14 protein-coding genes are annotated in these 19,269 nt (G+C 40.2%); 2 read left to right on the top strand and 12 right to left on the bottom strand.

Going from position 1 to position 19,269, the window contains the following annotated elements; genetic code table 11:
- The first annotated feature begins 113 nt into the window (after positions 1–113).
- A complete protein-coding gene (locus H6F41_RS16865; RefSeq protein ID WP_190404632.1) occupies positions 114–746 on the top strand; it encodes a Crp/Fnr family transcriptional regulator in 633 nt (210 codons plus the stop codon).
- Between the two features lie 38 nt (positions 747–784).
- On the opposite strand, the gene H6F41_RS16860 is transcribed toward H6F41_RS16865, so the two are convergent.
- From H6F41_RS16860 to H6F41_RS16825, 8 genes are all read right to left on the bottom strand, one after another.
- A complete protein-coding gene (locus H6F41_RS16860; protein ID WP_190404631.1) occupies positions 785–1,336 on the bottom strand; it encodes a 50S ribosomal protein L25/general stress protein Ctc in 552 nt (183 codons plus the stop codon).
- Positions 1,337–1,467: 131 nt separating this feature from the next.
- Entirely contained in the window at positions 1,468–2,781 is a 1,314-nt protein-coding gene (locus H6F41_RS16855) for an adenylosuccinate synthase (RefSeq protein ID WP_190404630.1), read from the bottom strand.
- A gap of 105 nt (positions 2,782–2,886) precedes the next feature.
- On the bottom strand, positions 2,887–3,969 hold the full coding sequence (locus H6F41_RS16850) for an endonuclease NucS domain-containing protein (RefSeq protein WP_190404629.1): 1,083 nt from the start codon (positions 3,967–3,969) through the stop codon (positions 2,887–2,889).
- 18 nt (positions 3,970–3,987) lie between these two features.
- Entirely contained in the window at positions 3,988–5,004 is a 1,017-nt protein-coding gene (locus H6F41_RS16845) for an NAD(P)/FAD-dependent oxidoreductase (protein WP_190404628.1), read from the bottom strand.
- A 94-nt stretch (positions 5,005–5,098) separates the two neighbouring features.
- Positions 5,099–5,971, bottom strand: a complete 873-nt coding sequence (locus tag H6F41_RS16840) for an isoaspartyl peptidase/L-asparaginase (RefSeq protein ID WP_190404627.1) — start codon at positions 5,969–5,971, stop codon at positions 5,099–5,101.
- Between the two features lie 30 nt (positions 5,972–6,001).
- Positions 6,002–6,457: a DUF29 domain-containing protein gene (locus H6F41_RS16835; protein ID WP_190404626.1), complete on the bottom strand. Its 456-nt coding sequence runs from the start codon at positions 6,455–6,457 to the stop codon at positions 6,002–6,004.
- Positions 6,458–6,488: 31 nt separating this feature from the next.
- Positions 6,489–7,922, bottom strand: a complete 1,434-nt coding sequence (ffh, locus tag H6F41_RS16830; RefSeq protein WP_190404625.1) for a signal recognition particle protein — start codon at positions 7,920–7,922, stop codon at positions 6,489–6,491.
- A 120-nt stretch (positions 7,923–8,042) separates the two neighbouring features.
- Positions 8,043–9,515 carry an ATP-binding protein gene (locus H6F41_RS16825; protein ID WP_190404624.1) on the bottom strand — a complete coding sequence of 491 codons (1,473 nt, stop codon included), beginning with the start codon at positions 9,513–9,515 and terminating at the stop codon, positions 8,043–8,045.
- A 600-nt stretch (positions 9,516–10,115) separates the two neighbouring features.
- On the opposite strand from H6F41_RS16825, the gene H6F41_RS16820 reads away from it, so the two are divergent.
- Entirely contained in the window at positions 10,116–12,191 is a 2,076-nt protein-coding gene (locus H6F41_RS16820) for a glycosyltransferase family protein (RefSeq protein ID WP_190404623.1), read from the top strand.
- Positions 12,192–12,280: 89 nt separating this feature from the next.
- On the opposite strand, the gene H6F41_RS16815 is transcribed toward H6F41_RS16820, so the two are convergent.
- The 4 genes from H6F41_RS16815 to H6F41_RS16800 all read right to left on the bottom strand — a co-directional run bounded on the left by H6F41_RS16815 (position 12,281) and on the right by H6F41_RS16800 (position 19,027).
- Positions 12,281–13,111, bottom strand: coding sequence for a hypothetical protein (locus tag H6F41_RS16815; protein WP_199288820.1), 831 nt, complete (start codon positions 13,109–13,111; stop codon positions 12,281–12,283).
- 78 nt (positions 13,112–13,189) lie between these two features.
- On the bottom strand, positions 13,190–17,638 hold the full coding sequence (locus H6F41_RS16810) for an O-linked N-acetylglucosamine transferase, SPINDLY family protein (RefSeq protein WP_190404622.1): 4,449 nt from the start codon (positions 17,636–17,638) through the stop codon (positions 13,190–13,192).
- A gap of 106 nt (positions 17,639–17,744) precedes the next feature.
- Positions 17,745–18,320 (bottom strand): type IV pilin-like G/H family protein, encoded by a 576-nt coding sequence (locus tag H6F41_RS16805; protein ID WP_190404621.1) that lies wholly within the window; start codon positions 18,318–18,320, stop codon positions 17,745–17,747.
- Between the two features lie 137 nt (positions 18,321–18,457).
- Positions 18,458–19,027: a type IV pilin-like G/H family protein gene (locus H6F41_RS16800; RefSeq protein ID WP_322095940.1), complete on the bottom strand. Its 570-nt coding sequence runs from the start codon at positions 19,025–19,027 to the stop codon at positions 18,458–18,460.
- Between the last annotated feature and the right edge of the window lie 242 nt (positions 19,028–19,269).

Raw genomic sequence — 19,269 nt, 5'->3', positions numbered from 1 at the left:
AGTTAGATAGCATCATTAACAATATTTTTTAATTTGTCGTTTCTAGTTTACTAAATTAGAAGCGATTTTTTCTAGTTATTTCTTATCGTTCAACACTTCTGCCTCACGCTCTTATGACATATACGTTCTCAAGTTTTGATATTAATTCCCCAAGCTCCGTGACTGACTGGCGGCGATCGCTCGAAGAAATTTATCGCGGTCGCACGATGCACACTTACAAGTCTGGACAAATCATTCCCATGTATCCCTATGAAGTGTGGGTGGTTTGTCGTGGGGTCGTGCAACTAAATACACTGCATCCTTCAGGAGATGAAGTCTTGGTGGGATTTGCCGTGCAGGCAATGCCCTTTGGTTTACCCCTAACAAATCTAGAGCCATACCATGCGATCGCATTATCGGATGTTGATTTAATGCGGTTTACACTGATTGAGTTAGAAAATTCTCCACAACTCTATCAAGGTATTTTGCAACATCTCAACCGTCGTCTTCAGCAAACTGAAGCTTTGCTAGCCTTAGTCAGCAATAAACGAGTTGAAGAACGACTCCGCCAAATTTTACTTTTGCTGAAGCAAGAGGTGGGCATTCCCGTTGAAGGTGGAGGTAATCGGCTCACGGTGCGCCTTACTCACCAACATCTTGCCAGTGCGATTAGTAGCACTCGCGTCACTGTAACCAGAGCCATGAAGTTGTTACAGGATGAAGGATGGTTGAGCGTTGATCGCGATCGGCATATTGTTCTTGCATAAAAAAAGGGGCGCGAAGCGCCCCTTTTTTATTTCTTGTTTTATTTCTTGAGGATAGTAACCACGAGAGCAGTGCTTTCGGTTACAGGCTTAACACCTTCGGGGTAAGCAATTTCACTAACGTGAACACCCTTACCGATTTCGAGAGGAGTAATGTCGATTTCAAAGCTTTCAGGAATGTTGTTAGGAGCGCAAGATACACGAACGTAGTTTTTGATCGTGTCAACGGAACCACCACCAACTTTTACCCCAACAGGCACACCGACAAAGTGCAGAGGAATGTCTACTTCGATCTTTGATTGAGATTCGATCGCAAAAAAGCTAAGGTGATAAATCGCATTTTTGTAAGGATGGTTTTGAACTTCACGCAATAGGGTTTTGCCTTTGAAGTCTCCATCGGTTACATTTACTTCGATCATTGTGTTGTTGATCGTTGCTTCACGAAGTAAAGTGGTTGCTTCCTTTGCATCTAAAGAGATTGAAATAGATTCAGAGCCCTTGTGTCCATATACAGTTGCAGGAATTTGACCATTGCGGCGAAGAGCGCGGTTATTGGCTGGGGGACGAGTAGAGGCGTTAATTTGTAGTTGCATTTTAGTAGTTTGTGATTGCTTTTTTAATGGCTTTTAGCCGCTAGCGATTAGCTATTGGCTTTTAATTGAGAGTTGTCATTAACTAGATTTAACTCAGAGGCTAAAAGCTAGTTAAAGTGTAAGAGCTAAATCTAAGCTCTCAACAAACCACGCTTAGGCCCATGAATTGGGTCTTCAACAATGATGGTTTGCCCTCGGCTTGCGCCTAAGGAGATAATTGCGATCGGAGTACCCGTTAAGTCAGACAGGAATTTTAGATATTCCTTGGCTTGGGTGGGCAACTCTTCAACATTTTTGCATTCGCTAGTCGATTGCTTCCAACCAGGGAGGGTTTCGTAGATGGGGATGGCTCTGGCAAAAGCACGCGCATCGCTAGGGAAGTCGCGTACAACTTTACCGTCAAGTTCGTAAGCAGTACAAACTTTGATTTCGTCGAGGTCATCGAGTACATCAAGTTTGGTGACAGCAAGGCAATCGAGTCCATTAATGCGAACTGCATAACGTCCAATTACGCCATCAAACCAACCACAACGGCGTTTGCGTCCTGTGGTTGTGCCGAACTCTGCACCACGTTCGCCAATCAGGTTGCCAATTTCATCATGTAACTCAGTGGGGAAAGGTCCTTCACCAACGCGAGTTGTATATGCTTTGGCAACACCAATCACGCGATCGATACACGTTGGTCCCACACCAGCGCCGATGCAAGCACCGCCAGCAACAGGATTGGAGGAGGTAACATAGGGGTATGTGCCATGATCGAGATCTAGCAATGTTCCCTGTGCTCCTTCAAAGAGGATGTTGCGACGTTCACGAATCGCATCATCGATTTTCAATGAGGCATCAACTACATGGGGACGCAGACGGTCAGCATAGCCACGATACTCTTCGATGATCGCGTCTGCATCGAGCGGTTCTAAATTATAAAGCTTTTGTAAAACAATGTTTTTTTGTTCGATCGCCCAACGAAGCTTTTTGGGCATCCGTTTTTCGTCCATCAAGTCGATCATACGGATACCGACACGCTCAGATTTGTCAGCGTAGGTCGGTCCGATGCCACGTCCTGTTGTGCCAATCTTGTGTTCTGCGCGTTGATCTTCTGATGCGCGATCTAGTACCCGATGATAGGGCATGGTGACATGGGCGGTTTCGGCGATGAACAGATTAGCTGTTGATATACCTAAATTTTTTAGTCGATCGACTTCTTCAAGAAGCACTTTAGGATCGATAACTGTGCCACTAGCGATAATGCATTCCGTTTTGGGATACAGAATTCCCGAAGGAATCAGGTGTAGCTTAAAGGTGCGGTCGCCAACGACGACCGTATGTCCTGCATTATTACCGCCTTGATAGCGCACAACGACATCTGCGGAGCGGCTAAGCAAATCTGTGATTTTGCCTTTACCTTCATCACCCCACTGTGCCCCAATAACAATTACATTAGCCAAGGGTATTGCTGCTCAATAAAATCTCACAATTGTCAATTATCACAAAGGAAGTGAGCATTTGTCAATCACTTACGCGCAATTGTCTTGTTTAGAGCATTGCCTTACTTAGGAATCATTGAAAATTTCAGTTATTGTTTGCCGTCTACCGTCTACTCTTTCTTGCCAATCAGCTAAGGCTATCTCTATCAAGCCTTCTAGAGATTTGTCAGTAAGTTCCTCGCCTGTCATTAACTTGTAAGTTTTTGCGTATTGACTTAAAGAGTAACTGTCACTATACCTCCAAGCTTTAGGATCAGGGTTTCTTAATACAAAAAGTGAAGGCTTTGAATTTTCCTTTATGGGTATGCTAATAAGTATTTTTTCAGTTTTTTTCTGGTAAATCTTGCGCGAAATATACCTTCGGTTAGGTATGGGTAACCAAAGAGAAAATTCAAGTTGATGAAATTCATTGATAGGGCGGCTATAGAATTCTGCACACATTTTAGTTATGGGTATACTGCCGTTTTTCTGTGGATAGCCATAGCGAGTAATAACTTTTGTGCTTACTTCTGCCATTCTTTCGTCAAAATCAAGTATTTTTTTCCTGATTCTTAAAACAAGATCTTTGTCAGATGAATGACGCTCATCGAGCAACTTCTCAAATACTCTGGGGATGCGTGGTAATATGCGTAATGTAGGCTGAGCAGTTACTTCATCTAGTATGTATTCCTGTGGATAAGGAATTATTGCCGAGGAAATATTGCTTTCTTCTTGATTTTTGATATGAAATGTTAGTTGTTTATTATTCTGAATAATTTCAAACTGCCAAAACTCAACTGTGAGCTTGTTATAAATCTGATCAATATAGTTATGACGATGAAAGTCAGGCTTGATAGCAATTAGGCGAATAGGCTGATCATATTTAATGACTTCAGCCATTGGCTTTTGAGTGAAAAGGCTATGGTAGTAGCGAGTTAATTGCTGGACAACATAGCGATCTTCTACATTTTTTAACTCAATAATTATTAGTTGCCCTGAATCTGATAGAGCAAGAATATCGCAGCAATCATTCAGGACAATGTATTGACGTTTAAGTGGGATCAACCCAAATAATTTTTCGAGATTATTCCAAACAAAATCTTCTAGATCTGCTTCGCTGGCAAACTGCCAACCTTCAGTCTTTTTAATCAAAGATTCTGGATGCAACATAGATTATTTCATGGCTTTTTAAGATTTAAGTAGCTCGATCGCAGATTCGGCTGCGGCTAAGCCAGAGTGATAGGCGGCTTCGATATTTTTGCCAGCACACCAATCGCCCGCACAAACAAGAGGGACTGGAACTTTTGTTGATAAACAAGAAACACCTGCCCACTCTTCGGCAATAGCATAGCGCCAACGATGGACTTGCCACCACTCAGGATTGGCTAACCATTTTTCTAATAGCTTACCAACCTGATTCAGTAAAGGCTTGCCAGCAATTTCGAGGTCAGGTTCTTCCATTGACTGTTTTGCAAATTCTGCTGAACTCTGATACACAAAAACGGGTTGACTGGATTTTTCAGCATGTTTACTGCTGTCATAGCTAATCCAATTTAAAATTGGATCATCCACGCATTGAATTGCTCGCCATTCATCGGGGATATGGTGACTAGCATTGTATCCAGCCATAATCGTGACACTAGGGGCAAATTTCACGGCATGGACAACTTGTAGAAAGCTAGGGGCAAGCGCCAAAACATTTTCAAATAAAGGTAGAAATTGTGGGGCGGGTATGGTTGAGACAATTGCGGCGGTTTCTAGTGTTTCATTGCGATCGCTAACTAACTGCCATTTGCGATCGCAATGGTTTACAGAAATTATGCGGGTGTTATTGATAATCGTCAGATCGTTGGCAAGATATTTTGCGATCGCAGTCATGCCTGAAGGACAACAATATCTTTGATGACGAGCATCCGCTTCGGGTGGGCGCAGGCCATCGGCTGATAATCGATAAACATCGCGAGTCCATTCACTCACAATTCCTTTGTCTTGCAGCTTACGCACAAATCTCGTGAAGTCATCACTTTTGGCAGAGATTAGCTGTGCGCCATGATCTACCCAAGTACCTTGCAAACGTCTAGTTGACATCCGACCGCCTACCCCTGCGGATTTCTCCACAATAGTGACATCTAGCCCTGCTTGCTTTAGTTGCTGAGCACAGGTCAGACCTGCCATACCCGCGCCGATCACGATTACATCTTTCATACGGTTTCAGTTCATGCCTCTTGAAGAGCTTAGCTCATCTTGATCGTGATTTTTGTGATTTTAAGGTTAAGGTGGGCTACCGCCCACCCTAGCCTTAAAGTGTATCTTGCATCTTTTCGCCGTCGTGGTAAGCAGCGAACAATATGGGACAGGTTTTGCCCCATGCGATCGCGCCTGTCGCATCAAGACAAATTGCGCCAAAATCGCGATCGCGACTTTTTGCCTCATTAATCGATTTGTCAACGGCTTGCTGAAGGGTCATGCCATCAGTAACACGCACTACAACTCTCGTAGCAAAGCCTTCATCGAGAATATCTTCGCCCACACCTGTACAGCTAACCCCTGCAAATTTAGTTGCATAGTTACCCGCAGGAGTTGCCGAGTCGCTGACTCTGCCAATGCGCTCAAATCCTCGTCCGCCTGTGGAAGTTCCCACGCAAATACTACCATATTGATCAAGAACTACCGCACCGATCGTTCCCATCGCCACATCCGCCATTTTGCGAGTGAAGTTAGTTTTGCGTTCTTCTACCCATTCCGCAAGGCGTTCATCGGTGAGGGGATTATAAATCGGTATACCGAGTTCACGGGTGAGTTCCGCCGAGCCGTAATCAGAGAGAACGCGATCGTCGCTAGTTTGCAAATGCTTAGCCAGATCAATGGGATTTTTGACTCTTGCCGTATTGATGACCCCACTAAAACTTTGGCGATCGCCATCCATGATTGAGGCACTCATGCGGATTTGACCATCGGACTGTAAGACCGATCCTGTCCCCGCATTAAATCGCGGATCATCTTCCAGCATTTGACAAGCCTTGACGACAGCATCGATCGCTTTTGCGCCATCGAGCAGCATCGGATAAACAGTTTCTAAAACGGCAAATAATGATTTGCGGACAGGTTCATAGCCGCCTTTGCTCTCAACAGTGCTACCAGCACCGCCATGAATAATAATTTTCGGTTGCATTGGATTCAGTAATTCGTAATTTGTAATTTGTTATAAACCCCAAAACTTAGCATTCAGCATCGTGTCAATATCACGACTCAACTGCCATGTGTCAGAGAAATCAGTATCAGCATATTCAGTTCTGACAATTTCTAGGGCTGTGTCAAAGGAATCATCAAACATTCTCAAGAAGTGACGCTTCAGGCTAGGTGACTGTCTTAGAAGTTTTTTTAGTTCATCACGTTGGTTAATAATCGTGACTTCCCAACCTCGAAAACAGTCAGGCAGATTAACATAGCAGCGTTTTAGGATGTGTTCGATTAGCCTTTTGAGTCTAGTCTCTACTTCACGTTTGTTACTGCCTGACAAACCCTCTAACTCCTCTATTAAATTTTCAACATCAAGATTTTGGAAGTCACCTGCTTTTAATTGCGCGATCGCAGTCTCCAACCATAGGTCAAGATCGCGCTCGTACAGGGTTAATGATGATGCGATCGCTTGGGACATTTGTTTTCCTCCTTAATTCAAGATTTGGTTCTTACAGTTCTCCGAAACCCTTTTTCTTTTTCTTTTTCTTGCCATAAACAGGATTGCCCGATGGGGCTTGGTTGCCCATGCCACCCATTCCGGGGAATCCGCCGCCGCCCATGTTGGGCATACCAGGGAAGTTGGGCATCTTGCCCTGTCCCATTTGCTGCATTAAGGCTCTCATCTTCTGAAAGTCAGCAACGAGCTTGGTTACATCCTGAAGTTTATAACCAGCACCATTAGCAATCCGTTGCTTGCGACTAGGACTTTTGGCAATGAGGTCAGGATCTTTGCGCTCTTGCTTAGTCATGGAGGAGATCATCGACTCACAGCGTTTGAGTTGCTTTTCCGCCTCTTGAATTTGCGCGTCGTTAATCTTCATTCCCGGCAGCATCTTCAACATTCCGCCAAAGGAACCCATGTTTTTCATCATGCGGGTGTTCTTCAGGAAGTCGTCAAAGTCGAACTTGGCGCTCAAAATCTTTTCTTGGAGATTAGCAGCATCGGTGAGATCGATTTCTTCTTGAGCTTTCTCAACTAGCGTCAGCACGTCGCCCATGCCCAAAATCCGCGAAGCCATGCGTTCAGGATAGAAGGGTTGCAGTGCCTCAACTTTTTCACCGACACCAATAAACTTAATCGGCTGTCCCGAAATTTGTCTCACCGATAGCGCCGCACCACCACGAGTATCGCCATCCATTTTCGTGAGGATTGCGCCTGTAATGCCAATCTCATCATGGAAAGTACGAGTTAATGTCGCCGCTTCTTGTCCTGTCATCGCATCGACAACCAGCAGCACTTCATCGGGATTAATCGCATCCTTGACGCGCTTGAGTTCATCCATCATGTCGCGATCAATCTGCAAGCGCCCCGCCGTATCGACAATCACGGTATTAACGCCTAATTCTTTAGCCTTTGCCAATCCTTGACGCGCAATCTCCACAGGGTCAGCATCAGCCCCCATTTCAAAAACTGGCACATTGATTTGCTTACCAAGGGTGAGCAACTGGTCGATCGCCGCAGGACGATATACGTCAGTGGCTACTAGTAAAGCGGTGCGCTCTAGTTTGCGTAAATGTAAGGCTAATTTAGCAGTAGCCGTCGTTTTACCTGTACCCTGCAAACCTGCCATCAAAATTACAGTGGGGGCGTTGGTTGCCTCGGCGAGTGGCACATTTGCCTCGCCCATCGTCTTTACCAATTCGTCATAGACGATCTTGATAAATTGCTGATCGGGGCGCACCCCTGCGATCACATCAGCGCCTTGAGCCTGTTTGGAGATTTCTTCGACAAATTCTTTGACAACCTGTAGGTTGACATCTGCCTCTAATAGCGCCCTGCGTACTTCGCGAATCGCGCCTTGGATATTGGAGTCAGAGATTTTGTCTTGTCCGCGTAACTTTTTCCAAGCCGCCTCAAATTTATCGGCGATTTCATCAAACATATCTAGTTTTGCTTTTGCTGTTTTTGGTTCTACCTACTAATTTACAGTCACCAACGTGACATTGATCGCGATCTGTGAAAATTGTGATGGCGATCGCTGTTGGCAAACATAGTATTTTTATCAAATTTCTTCTGAAACTCTCCGCCCAATCAGCTTATTGTCAATATACTTCAATAAATTTGCGCCTAGTAGATAAGCATAAAGACTGGATGGGCGAAATTCAAACTCTACCCCTTTATACTGAATGTCTTTATCTGAAATAGTTTGACTAGTTATCAAGATTGGTTGAGATATATGGGGATGCTTATTCGCAAATTCAACACAATTATCAAGCTCTGCAAGTGTCCTATAAGGGCGATCGCTCCACTTAACTTCCACAATCCAAGAAGGTAATTGGCTAACATTATCCAAATGCACAATATCAATTTCTCCCGACTTCCATCGCGCATAATAAAGTTCCGTAACTTGACTATGTTGCCATTGACTAAAAATTGCCGTTTCAGTCATAGATCCCATAGCTTCAGAATTCGCATCAATTTGTCCAAATAATGCAGCCCTCATAGATGGATTGGTTAAATAGACCTTGAAACACATTGCTCGCTTAAATCTCTTCGCATTGTTATCTATCCTTTCAACTCGCCGAATTAGGAATGCAGCCTCCAAATATTCTAGATAACGCTTAACCGTATTCTTGGCAACACCAGAGGATTTGGATAATCCATCTAAACTTACTTCATTCCCAGAGTTATAAGCTAAGGTCGTAAATAGTCTATTTAGTTCTTGAATGTCGTTAATACCGTAAAGACTAGGAAGATCTCGGAGTAACACCTTATCAATAATGTCGCTTTTGATATACTGATTGGGATTTCGTCTGATAGTTTCTGAAAAGACTGCCTCTGGATAGCCCCCAAAGTTTAAGTAATTTATAAACTCTTCATTAAGTGCTTTGATATCTGTAACAGAGTATTCATTTTCCTCCAAATCAAAATTTTTAATTGGCGTTAACTTTATTAGTTCAAATTCTCGTCCAATGAACATTAAGTATTCAGCAAAAGTTAGTGGTGGTAGAACATAATCACTAAAGCGCCCAGCACCAGACTCATTGCTCTTTAGTCTTAACGCTGCCGCCGCAGAACCCGTAGCAATAAAGTTATAGTCTGCGTATGAGTCAACTAGAGATTTAAGATGTACTTCCCAATCACGCAAATACTGAATTTCATCAAAGAAAATAAACAGTTTTGTATTGCGTTTATGTTCAAAAAGTTTCTGAAAATAATTAAGTATCCTTTCTAGATGTAGTCCCGTGTAGATTGGAGTTTCAAGGGAAATATATAAAATATTTTTTGCTTCTACACCAGAGTCTAGGAGTGCGCGAATGGTGTGATAAACCATAACAGTTTTACCAACGCGCCTTGGTCCCATTAAAACGATCGCTCGGCGAACATTTGAATCCAAAATATTTTCATAAAAAGTCTCAAAGTACTTGCGTCTAGGTGTCTTTTCGTAAGTTATTTCCCCTTCTTTACCTTGTTCCCACCAAGGGTTATCAAACCAAAGTCGGGACAAAATATCTGCTTCTGAGATTTCAAGCATAAGATAAAATAAGATTAGTCAACTAATCTTATTTTATCTTATGCTTGCATTTAAGGTTAATCAACTAATCTTATTTTTTGCCTTTCAAGTGTAGCGATCAAGCGATCGCAGTATGTAGAAATGACACTGTTAAAGAGTGGTAAGTCACTTAAAGTGCTTCTGGGTAAGCTTTTCATAGATATTGCCACTCAATCATCATAAATTTTTAAGGGATAAGCCTTGTAGCTATTCATCACTTTTTTAGCAACCAGTGCCGAAAAATATTAACACTTATCTTATTTTGACTGATTCTTTGGGCTGAAAGTCAGAATAGGAAAAAGCTAGAAGCCTATTTGCGATCGCAATCCATCGAGCCTAACCAACCTTAGGATTTTGATGTTGAGCGCAAGGAAACTCCTATAGTGAATTTTGATCAGGCTCTAGACAAAGACTGGTTGGCTCAATATGTCTCTATTTGCTCAGTCGATATTGATAAATAGCAGTACGCCAGCAGATTAATGTGAGAAATCAAGTTGACCATATAGTATATGATATTTACTGTGTAAGGCATTGAGTTTACACAACAATAATTATCGGTGACAGATGTATAGGAGGTTTAAAGTGAGTAAGGTTCAATCAAATTCTCGTTTTTTAATGGAATCTTCTCCTACGCCTATCTATCAGAGAATTATAAATGCGTTTAGTAAAGCGCTTTCATCTTTGGGACATACTGTCGATATAATTGATATTGAAGAAGGGATAACTTTAGAGGATTACATATCCTTCGTCAGAAAAATAAGTCCTGATTTTATTTTAGTGACTAATCCCAGAAGCATTGTCTCAACTTATGTACAAGGATTAGATAAGTTTGTCTTTCAGATGATTGAAACTCAATTTATCTTCATTCATCATGACAATATATTTAGTAATCTAATAGATGTAGAAACAATTCAAAAGAAATTAAATGCTTGGATTTCTGTCAAAAATACAAGTTGGCATTTTTGCTTGGAATATGACAATTTTTTAGACCTGAGAAATATAGGTGTCAATAATTGCTTTTCTATTAATCATGCTTCTGAATTTCAGAAATCAAAATATGATAAAAATTATAATTACGATCTATCATTTGTAGGTCATGTGCTGCCTAGGCTAGATCAGAGTATTAAAAATCTTCCTTTCTCTCATTTAATACAAGCAGATATATGGAATCGAATAACTAACTTGCCATATAAATTGTCAGAACGGACTACTAAATTTGCTGCCAACAAGTTAAATACAGAAGAGGTTTCAATAAAATCTTTGTGCCTTAAATACTTCTATATGTCATGCTTACACACTCAGTCTCACTTTTTCAGGGGTGAAATTATAAGTAGACTTATTAGTAGCAATATAGACATTATTGGAGGTGATCCAAAATATCTTCATGGTATCCAAGATGGCTTCAGGGAAATTACTAAGACTAATGTGAGATATCACAATCCTACAAATAATGATGAGGTGATTAAATCCATTTACGCTAGCTCAAAGATTAATTTAAATATTACCTCCTTGCAATTTGATAGTACAGTAATTAACAGGGTTATTGATGTTGCTGCTGCGGGTGGTTTTATCCTTACTGATTGGCGATCAGACTTATCCTCATTTACCAGCGTACATAAGGAGATTTCATATAAGTCTATAGAGGAATTGAATGAAAAAGCATCATATTATTTACATCCTGATCATCAAAAAGAACGAATAGAGATTGCCGATACGCTACATCAAGAAATTTCTAGAAAATATACTTATATTAATGTTGTGCAAGATATGATTGCTAAAATAAATTCATCATCATCTCAACCTAATAATTCTCCAAACATTCTATGTATCGATTTGGGCTGTGGTGATTGGAAGCCAGAAGGTTTTATTGGTGTTGATATAGCTTCTCGTCCTAACGTAGATGTGGTGGCAAATCTCAACTCTCGTTTTCCATTTCCTGACAGCAGTGCTGATATTATCCGCGCCCATGACGTGATTGAGCATTTGGAAGATCGTATTCATACCATGAATGAGTTATGGAGAGTTGCTAAGCCAGATGGGGTTATTGATATCAGAGTACCTTCGACCGACGGACGTGGAGCATTCCAAGACCCTACACACATTAGCTTTTGGAATATCAACTCATTTATGTACTACTGTGTTGAACATCCAGCTTATTTGAACCTAAACCAAATTTATGGCTTTAAGGGGGCTTTTAGAATTGAAAGCATGGAACATGAACTATCTGAAGGTGATGTTGTCCATGTCCGCGCATTATTAAGAGTCGTTAAGGAATGTAAAGATGAAAAATACAATGACTATATCAATGAGTTAAAAAGTATCAATATTCTTGTTTGTCCAGACTGGCAGGAAGATGAAGAAAGTTTATACAAAAGTTTACGCAGTTGTTTGTCAGCAATCTTTCATCATCCACAGAAAAAAGATATATCGATTCTTATAGGAATCACAGAGCGCACTCCTGAGTATATAGATACTTTGTTGTCTGATATAGCGCTTGATTTGATTTTTGAAGAAAATATTGATGTGAGTGACGGTGAACCCAATCTTATATTTATACCGATGAAAGATCACGATCTGTTAAAATTTTTAGAGCCTCATATTGATAATATCGTAAGCAGTAGTTTAGAACTTTTCTCTTATTTAACTGATGTTAAGTAAAAATCTTAAAATCCTGACGCAGCCTGCACTTTTTAGAGACAAAAAATCAGGAAATTTAAAGTGTTGATTGTCTGTAACCTTGTAGATTCCTAATCATCATCACAAAGCGGACTGATGAGATTTCTAATTGGAACTTTACCAAATGGTGTGTTTTGATTATTCACATAGTTATTGGGAAGATGGTGGATTAAACATCTTTGATCTATTTCTTGTAGTAAGGTGTTATATCCAATTAAATTACGAGAAATAAAACCTTCTGGAATATTTAGAAAAGTTATTCCTTGTGCCGCTTTTTCCCTAATGTGCCATATTCCAAAATCTGGATGACAGGAGTTGTTGAGATGTTCTTCCATCAGTTCCCTATCAAGCAAATACATTCCTTGATAGGGCTGTGGTAAATTTAAATATGCATAATGTATTTGCTGAAAGTACACTCTGGGTAATGCATTGAAATTAAGGATTTGAGTAACGTCAGTACTAAATCTTTCATCTGTGAATACTTGTGTTTCATAACGAAGAAATGATGGTATTAAACCAAAAGTCCGTAATCGTTCTCTTCCTTCAATCCAATAATTAATATTTTCGGGAGTTATATAGATATCATCCTCTAAGTAGAGAAAATGAGTAACTGTTTTATCTAAGTTAAGCACTCTACGAAAAATATCAAAATGACACCAAGTTAAAAGAAAGGGATGACCGAGAAGAAAAGGTGATACTATTTTCAGATCTAGATCATAATCTGCGAGTAATTGCAAAATATTACTTTCCTTATCTTGTAAGTTCGTAACAATAAAGACTTCTACTTTCTCTGCTAGCTGTGCAAATTTAGATGAAATCTTCCTGAGATAAGCAAGTCGCTCAGTAACAAAATAGAATGTTACACAAATCACAAGCTTAGATATTTTTTTTATGGAAGTCATATATTTCAATTGAGTTTAGACGAAATTTATCTTAAACAAGCTCTAAGTCCTATATGAGCGATTCAACAAGTTACACATTCATGATTTAAACCCATCACAAAGCGATTTCAATAAATTATATATATCCTGAGCCAACTTCTGCGGATTCCAGAGTGGCGCTAGATTGGCAGGATCTTTAGAATTTATTAGCTGCTGTCTAATGGAATTCCTCAATTCTGTTTCTAAACCATACTTGACACCCCATGTAATATATTCGTCCCAATTGTTGGCAACACCTTCATGAATACCAACGGCTTGCAAGAACGAATAACCCATTCTGGCAAAGGACTGTTCTCCAACCAGTGTCACCACAGGCAGATTAAACCACAGCACTTCTAAGTTATGACTGCCGCCGTTGTAAGGGTAGGAATCTAGGAAAACATCCGCGATCGCATAGATACCGCGATGTTCTTCTTCGGTCTTATAACTGGGCAGAAAGATAACTCGTTCGCCAATTACACCAATCTCGTCACAGATTTCATTATAGATATTCCTAATCACTTCGTGATCACCATTACCTTTATGCAACAAGACCGAATTAGGAACTTGCTGCAAAATACTAATACAGGCTCTCGCACTATCACGATTAAATTTACGTGCTGGAGCCGCATAGAGATAGGCAACTTGATCGGATGATATGCCAAATTTCACTCTTTCAATGTCTCGATCAATTTCGATAACATCAAAGCCTGATACTGCCATGTGAGCATCGGGCAAACGCAAGATCTTTTCTAAATAATGTTCATCAACGCCTTCGGGATGAGTAAAGCGATCACCGAGCCAATAGTTATTGGGAGAGACAAAGGGTGCATCAAAGCCAAGCCAAGATAGTCGAATAGGTGCTAATTGCTCACGACACAGAATATGAGTATTTAAAGGGAGCGTCACGGAATCAAGGTCAATGATTACATCTAGTTTATCTTGAGTAATATCTGCAATCACTTGATTGAGGCGGCTATCAAAGCTGTTAACTTTTCCTATAAACTCTGGGCTGTCATACCAATAATATTTTTCTGCAACTTGAGCAAATGCTTCGGTGCGCTCATCAGGTTTGATACCACTGGTTGCATATAGATAAATGTGAGATGTGATTTTTGATAATTCCCTAATCACATCAAGGCTACACCAACCCACAGGATGGCGAGCAAAATGTGCTGAAAGAAACCCTATTTTAAGAGGGAAAGATACATTTTTAGAAGAAGTGGAGAAATTTTCTCTAGCAATCTTTGGCTGGATAATACGTTGATAGTACAACTGACCGATTAACTTGCAAGAGTCTATATTTTGACGAACATCACGTAAACTTGACAGCAGAAAGGGAAAGTGATTATAAAGAACTTGAACTTCTAGATTACTCAGGTCTGTATAGTGTTCAATAATTGAGTTTTCAATATCTACAATCTTCTCCTTGGCAATATCTCCATACCCTGAATTAGCGTAATTAATTAGAAAACTTACTAAAGAGCGAATCTTATCTGTTTCATAACAAGATTCTAGGAATTGATCTGCTAGATGCCTTCTTAGTTTAAAGTTCTGACTGGCAGGGTTATCGATATCAGACAAGATATCATTGAAATTCCAGAAAACATTGCCATAGCGAGGATCTAACTGCAATGCTTTCTGGTAGCAAAAAGTAGCATCTTCAGTTTGATTAGCCTTTGCAAAAGCATGACCGAGATTGCCATAAGCTTGGGCATCATCAGGATTGATGGATACTGCGGACTGTAAACATGCTATCGCCTCTTCAATATTTCCATACTCCGTCAATGCTGTTCCTAACCCAATCAGGGCTGTAACTGATTCTGCATTAATCTCTAGAGCAGTTTGATAAGCTGTGATTGCCATTTCCCATTCACACTGCTTAAAGAAAGCACTTCCCATAGCTAGAGGAATGTCAATATCTTCAGGATTAATAGCAAAGGCTTGGTCATAGGCAAAGATTGCCTCATCTAGTTTATTTTGACGGACTAACACTAGTCCCAAGTTATACAGAGCATTGGCATGGTCAGGCTCAAGCTCAATCGTGATTTGGAATGACTCAACTGCTTGATCAAGTTGACCTAATTGGAACTGAGCAATACCCATGTTGTAATGGGCATCTGTATATTCAGGATGTAAAGAAATAGCTGCTTGCCAACAGGCGATCGCGGAGTCCAGTTTTCCCTTTTGCGCTAAACGGATAGCATCTTGGTTGCGTAACTCTGCTTCGGCGATGAACAAATCATGATCAGCAACAGGATCAATCTCAATATCAGGATCTTCAGAATCTAGCCAAATTTGCCACATCTGCTCATAGGCAGATTCCATCTCTCTTGTAAATTGACGAGAGTTCCAGAGTGGCGCAGTTTGCTTGCCCTGACGCAATTTGAGGATTACTTGATTTCGTAGATTTATATCAGTTCCTAACCTAATTCCCCATTCCACATATTCCTCATCTGTCCATGCAATGCCTTCAGTAATTCCCGCATTGATCATCATCGTATAGCTATTTCGCGCCGCAAATTGCTCTCCAACTCGTGTCACCATGGGTATACCCATCCATAGAGTCTCTAGGGTATGGGTTGCACCATTATAAGGGTAAGTATCAAGAACGATATCGGCAATTATCAAATTAGCCCTATGTTCGGCTTCACTATTCGTAATCGGCAAAAAGCGTAAGCGTTCTTTTTCTACTCCTTCTGCTTCTGCCATTTGATAGAAAAACTCTTGTAGCGATGCTTGATCGCCCATACTTTTGAGAACTAAATAACTATTAGGCACAGACTTAACAATTCGCATCTGTAAGCGTATCGTATCAGGATGACGCTTCATCGATATTTGTGCGCTGAAATAGATAACAGTATCAGGTGGGATATTGAGTGTATCACGGCGAACTGTGGGAGTAGATGATTCAAAGCCATCAACAGCAATATAGGTCTGTGGCAATCGCCAAATCTTTTCTGTGTAATACTCGTCGGCATTTTCGGGTAGAACGTAGGGATCGGCAATGAAATAATCAATACTCTCCTGCCCTGCGGCATCCCAACCTAACCACGTAATCTGAATTGGCGCTGGTTTTAAAGATAATACTCCTCCTCCTAGAGGTGAAGTAAGACTGTCTAAGTCAATTAAAATGTCGATACCATCTTCCTGAATTTGACGAGCAAAGCTAGCCATATTATGGTTTTCCACAATACGAACTATATGGAATTGAGACATATACCATTGCTGCAAAGGGTCATTTTGAACTTTGCCATTATCTCCAGAGTAATAGTAAAGTTCAAAATCATCACGATTATGATACTGAATTAACCACCTCGCCAGATATCCCACAGAATGACGTTTTAGAAAGCTAGAAAAGTATCCTATTTTTAGAGGTCTTTGTAAGTTTTTGCTTGTTTTTCTGATTGCCTGCGTCTTCCGATATTTTTCTGTGTCATCTTGAAGCTCTGACAATATCTTCTGGTTAGCTAATCTACGAATTTCTCCTCTCAGTCTATGATCTAATTCAGGTTGATCAAGAAAATATGGAGAATAAAAACCTGTCATCATTAGATAGAATGATGCGCTCTTTAAAGATATATTGCGAAAATCTTCTTGAGCAAGACTTCGTAAATACGATTCATGTTCTTGATGTATAACAAGTGATTCTTCCCAATAGTTGCAGTTCCAGATTAAAGACTTAATTACCCATTGAAAAGAAGTAGCTTTGTCAATGTCATCTTTCTTGATAACAAGGTTATATAAATTGACACCGATATCATGAGCCTTATCTAAATTAGAATTAAGAAGAGATAAGTCTATCCATTGCATTAATATATCAATATTTTCTGGATCAATTCGATTAGCTAATTCTATAATTTGTACTGCATATTGAGTTTCTTTCGGAAAGTTATTAATAATCTGGACTAATTTAGTAACAATTTGATTTTTGTATTGAATGTGAGCCAAGCAGAGATTTTCAACTATATTCAAGACATCTTGGTTTAGAAAATTAATTGTTAATAAGTCATTTAAAATATTCAACAAGTAATCTAGGGTAAGGCAAACAAACTTGCTCTTTTGCAGTATACCTATCAAGTTTAATTTATCTGTACATGCAGAAGTAAAATTCTGCGTCTGTAATAGCAATAAAACTATGGATAAAAGATTATCCATTCTATAGGGTTCAATTTCAGATAACTGATATCGAATTACAAGGGAACTTTGAAACTCCTCGATATTTGACAGTCTTTGAGATTCTTTTTCGAGCAACAAAGCTAATTCATTAGATGCCAATTTTTCATTTTCACTAGATTTGATTGCCAAAGTCCATGTTTCTTGGGCATTGGATGTAAAGCCTAATAACAATTGGCAGATACCTAAGTACCAATGATTTTCTAATGTTTCACTTTCTTCGCACACTAATGATGTGTAGACATCGTTAGCTTCCTGATATTTCTGACTTAGCAAATATTCGTATGCTTGTATTTGTAAAGTTTCTACAGAATTTGATGATTTATGACTCATATTAGAACGGTAAAAGTTATTTGACTTTATTCTTAAATAAAAAAGAGCATAAACATTTCTGTCTATCCTCTTTTTTATTATTAATTATAGATGTCTGGCTACTTAATTAGTTAACTGGAACAAAGTTAGCGACAAGACAGGCAGGAGCAAGAGTAGTATCTAGCGTAAAGGAGTTTGCGATTGTAGCAGCAACAGATATACCACCATTTACTGGTGGAAGCTTAGCTTCACATAGAGCAGCTAGAGTGGTTGCTTCATTTGAACCAACAGGAGTGGCGAGATTAACTGCGCCTGCATAAGCTTTTACGCTGGGTTCACGAGGAGTAGAACTGCTCAATGCATGAGCATTAGTACCAGATACACCTCTAGAGGAGCCAGAGGTTGCATAGTCGTAATTTTCTGTCTGTGCAGCAACACCAATTGCCAAGCTCGAAAGGTCAGGAGCAAAGCGTTGCTTTTCTAGGTAGTAGGCTTGTTGAGCGCGGTTTGCTGAACCAACATATGTCTTAGCTTCAGACTGACGAGCCTTTGCAGCTTGGTTAAGGAAAGAAGGAAGCGCGATCGCAGCGAGAATACCGATGATGATGATAACAACTAGAAGTTCGATTAGGGTAAAGCCCTTTTCAGAATTCTTCTTGGTGAGAATGTGTTGAAGTAGTTTGGTCTTGAAGTCAGATTTCATAATTCTTTTATCCCGTGTTGTATCAAGAAAATTAACTTGTTTGGGTTGTGAGAGTAACTTACCCATAACAAAACAGGATGATATCACTCTGGCTAAAAATATTTTTGGCAGCTTTACATCGCTTAAAGCCAACTCAATTACTGCTGCAACGAAAAACCCGTAGGACAAACCATTGTCTGAGCCACGGCATTCAACGCTCCAGGCGGGATCGGACTAATATTGGGGGTATTTGCAAGGCAAAAAACAGTGTCGATTCGCACTATTCCCGGAATACCTACCACACCAACAAGTGACTTGAGGTAAGGAGATGTAGGCACAGCCACATTTGTAATTAGCTGCTTGGGTTGCTGAGGTGTAAAATTGCCATCCACACTACCCGCCAAAGCAGTGTAAGTATAGGAAGAAGAAGCAGTATCTACCCCAAGCCCCAAGTCACCAATATTACTGGTGAAAGTTTGCTTTTCTAGGTAATATGCTTGCTGCAAACGGCTCATTGTACCGATATACGCCTTTGCCTCGGCAAACCTCGCCTTGTCTGCTTGGCTCAAAAATGATGGTAATGCGATCGCAGCTAAAATGCCAATGATAATGATGACTACCAATAGCTCGATTAATGTAAAGCCTCGATGATCACGGCTTGGAGTTTGCGAGAAATTGCGATCGCGCAGCCAAATACTAACGACAAAACCTAAACCTTTAAAGTCCACTGTCCCATACCCACGACTAACTTGTATCCTTTGCCCTTAATTCAATTTACCCAGTTTTTCGATAAACTGCTGCAAAACACTACAAACTGAAGAGGATCTAGAGTTAAGTACCTCTAGATCAAATAATTCTAATTTTCAGAATAAGTAGCCATGCAGAATTATTTACACATATCCGAACTAATGGGAAGATTCTAAGAATCACCATATCCGAACTAATTACTGTGAGACTAATTGAGCCACTT

Origin of the sequence: Pseudanabaena mucicola FACHB-723 (assembly GCF_014696385.1) — a bacterium.
GTDB lineage: Bacteria > Cyanobacteriota > Cyanobacteriia > Pseudanabaenales > Pseudanabaenaceae > Pseudanabaena.
The sequence above is the reverse complement of the archived record's forward strand: the minus strand, read 5'-3'. Positions and strand labels throughout refer to the sequence as shown.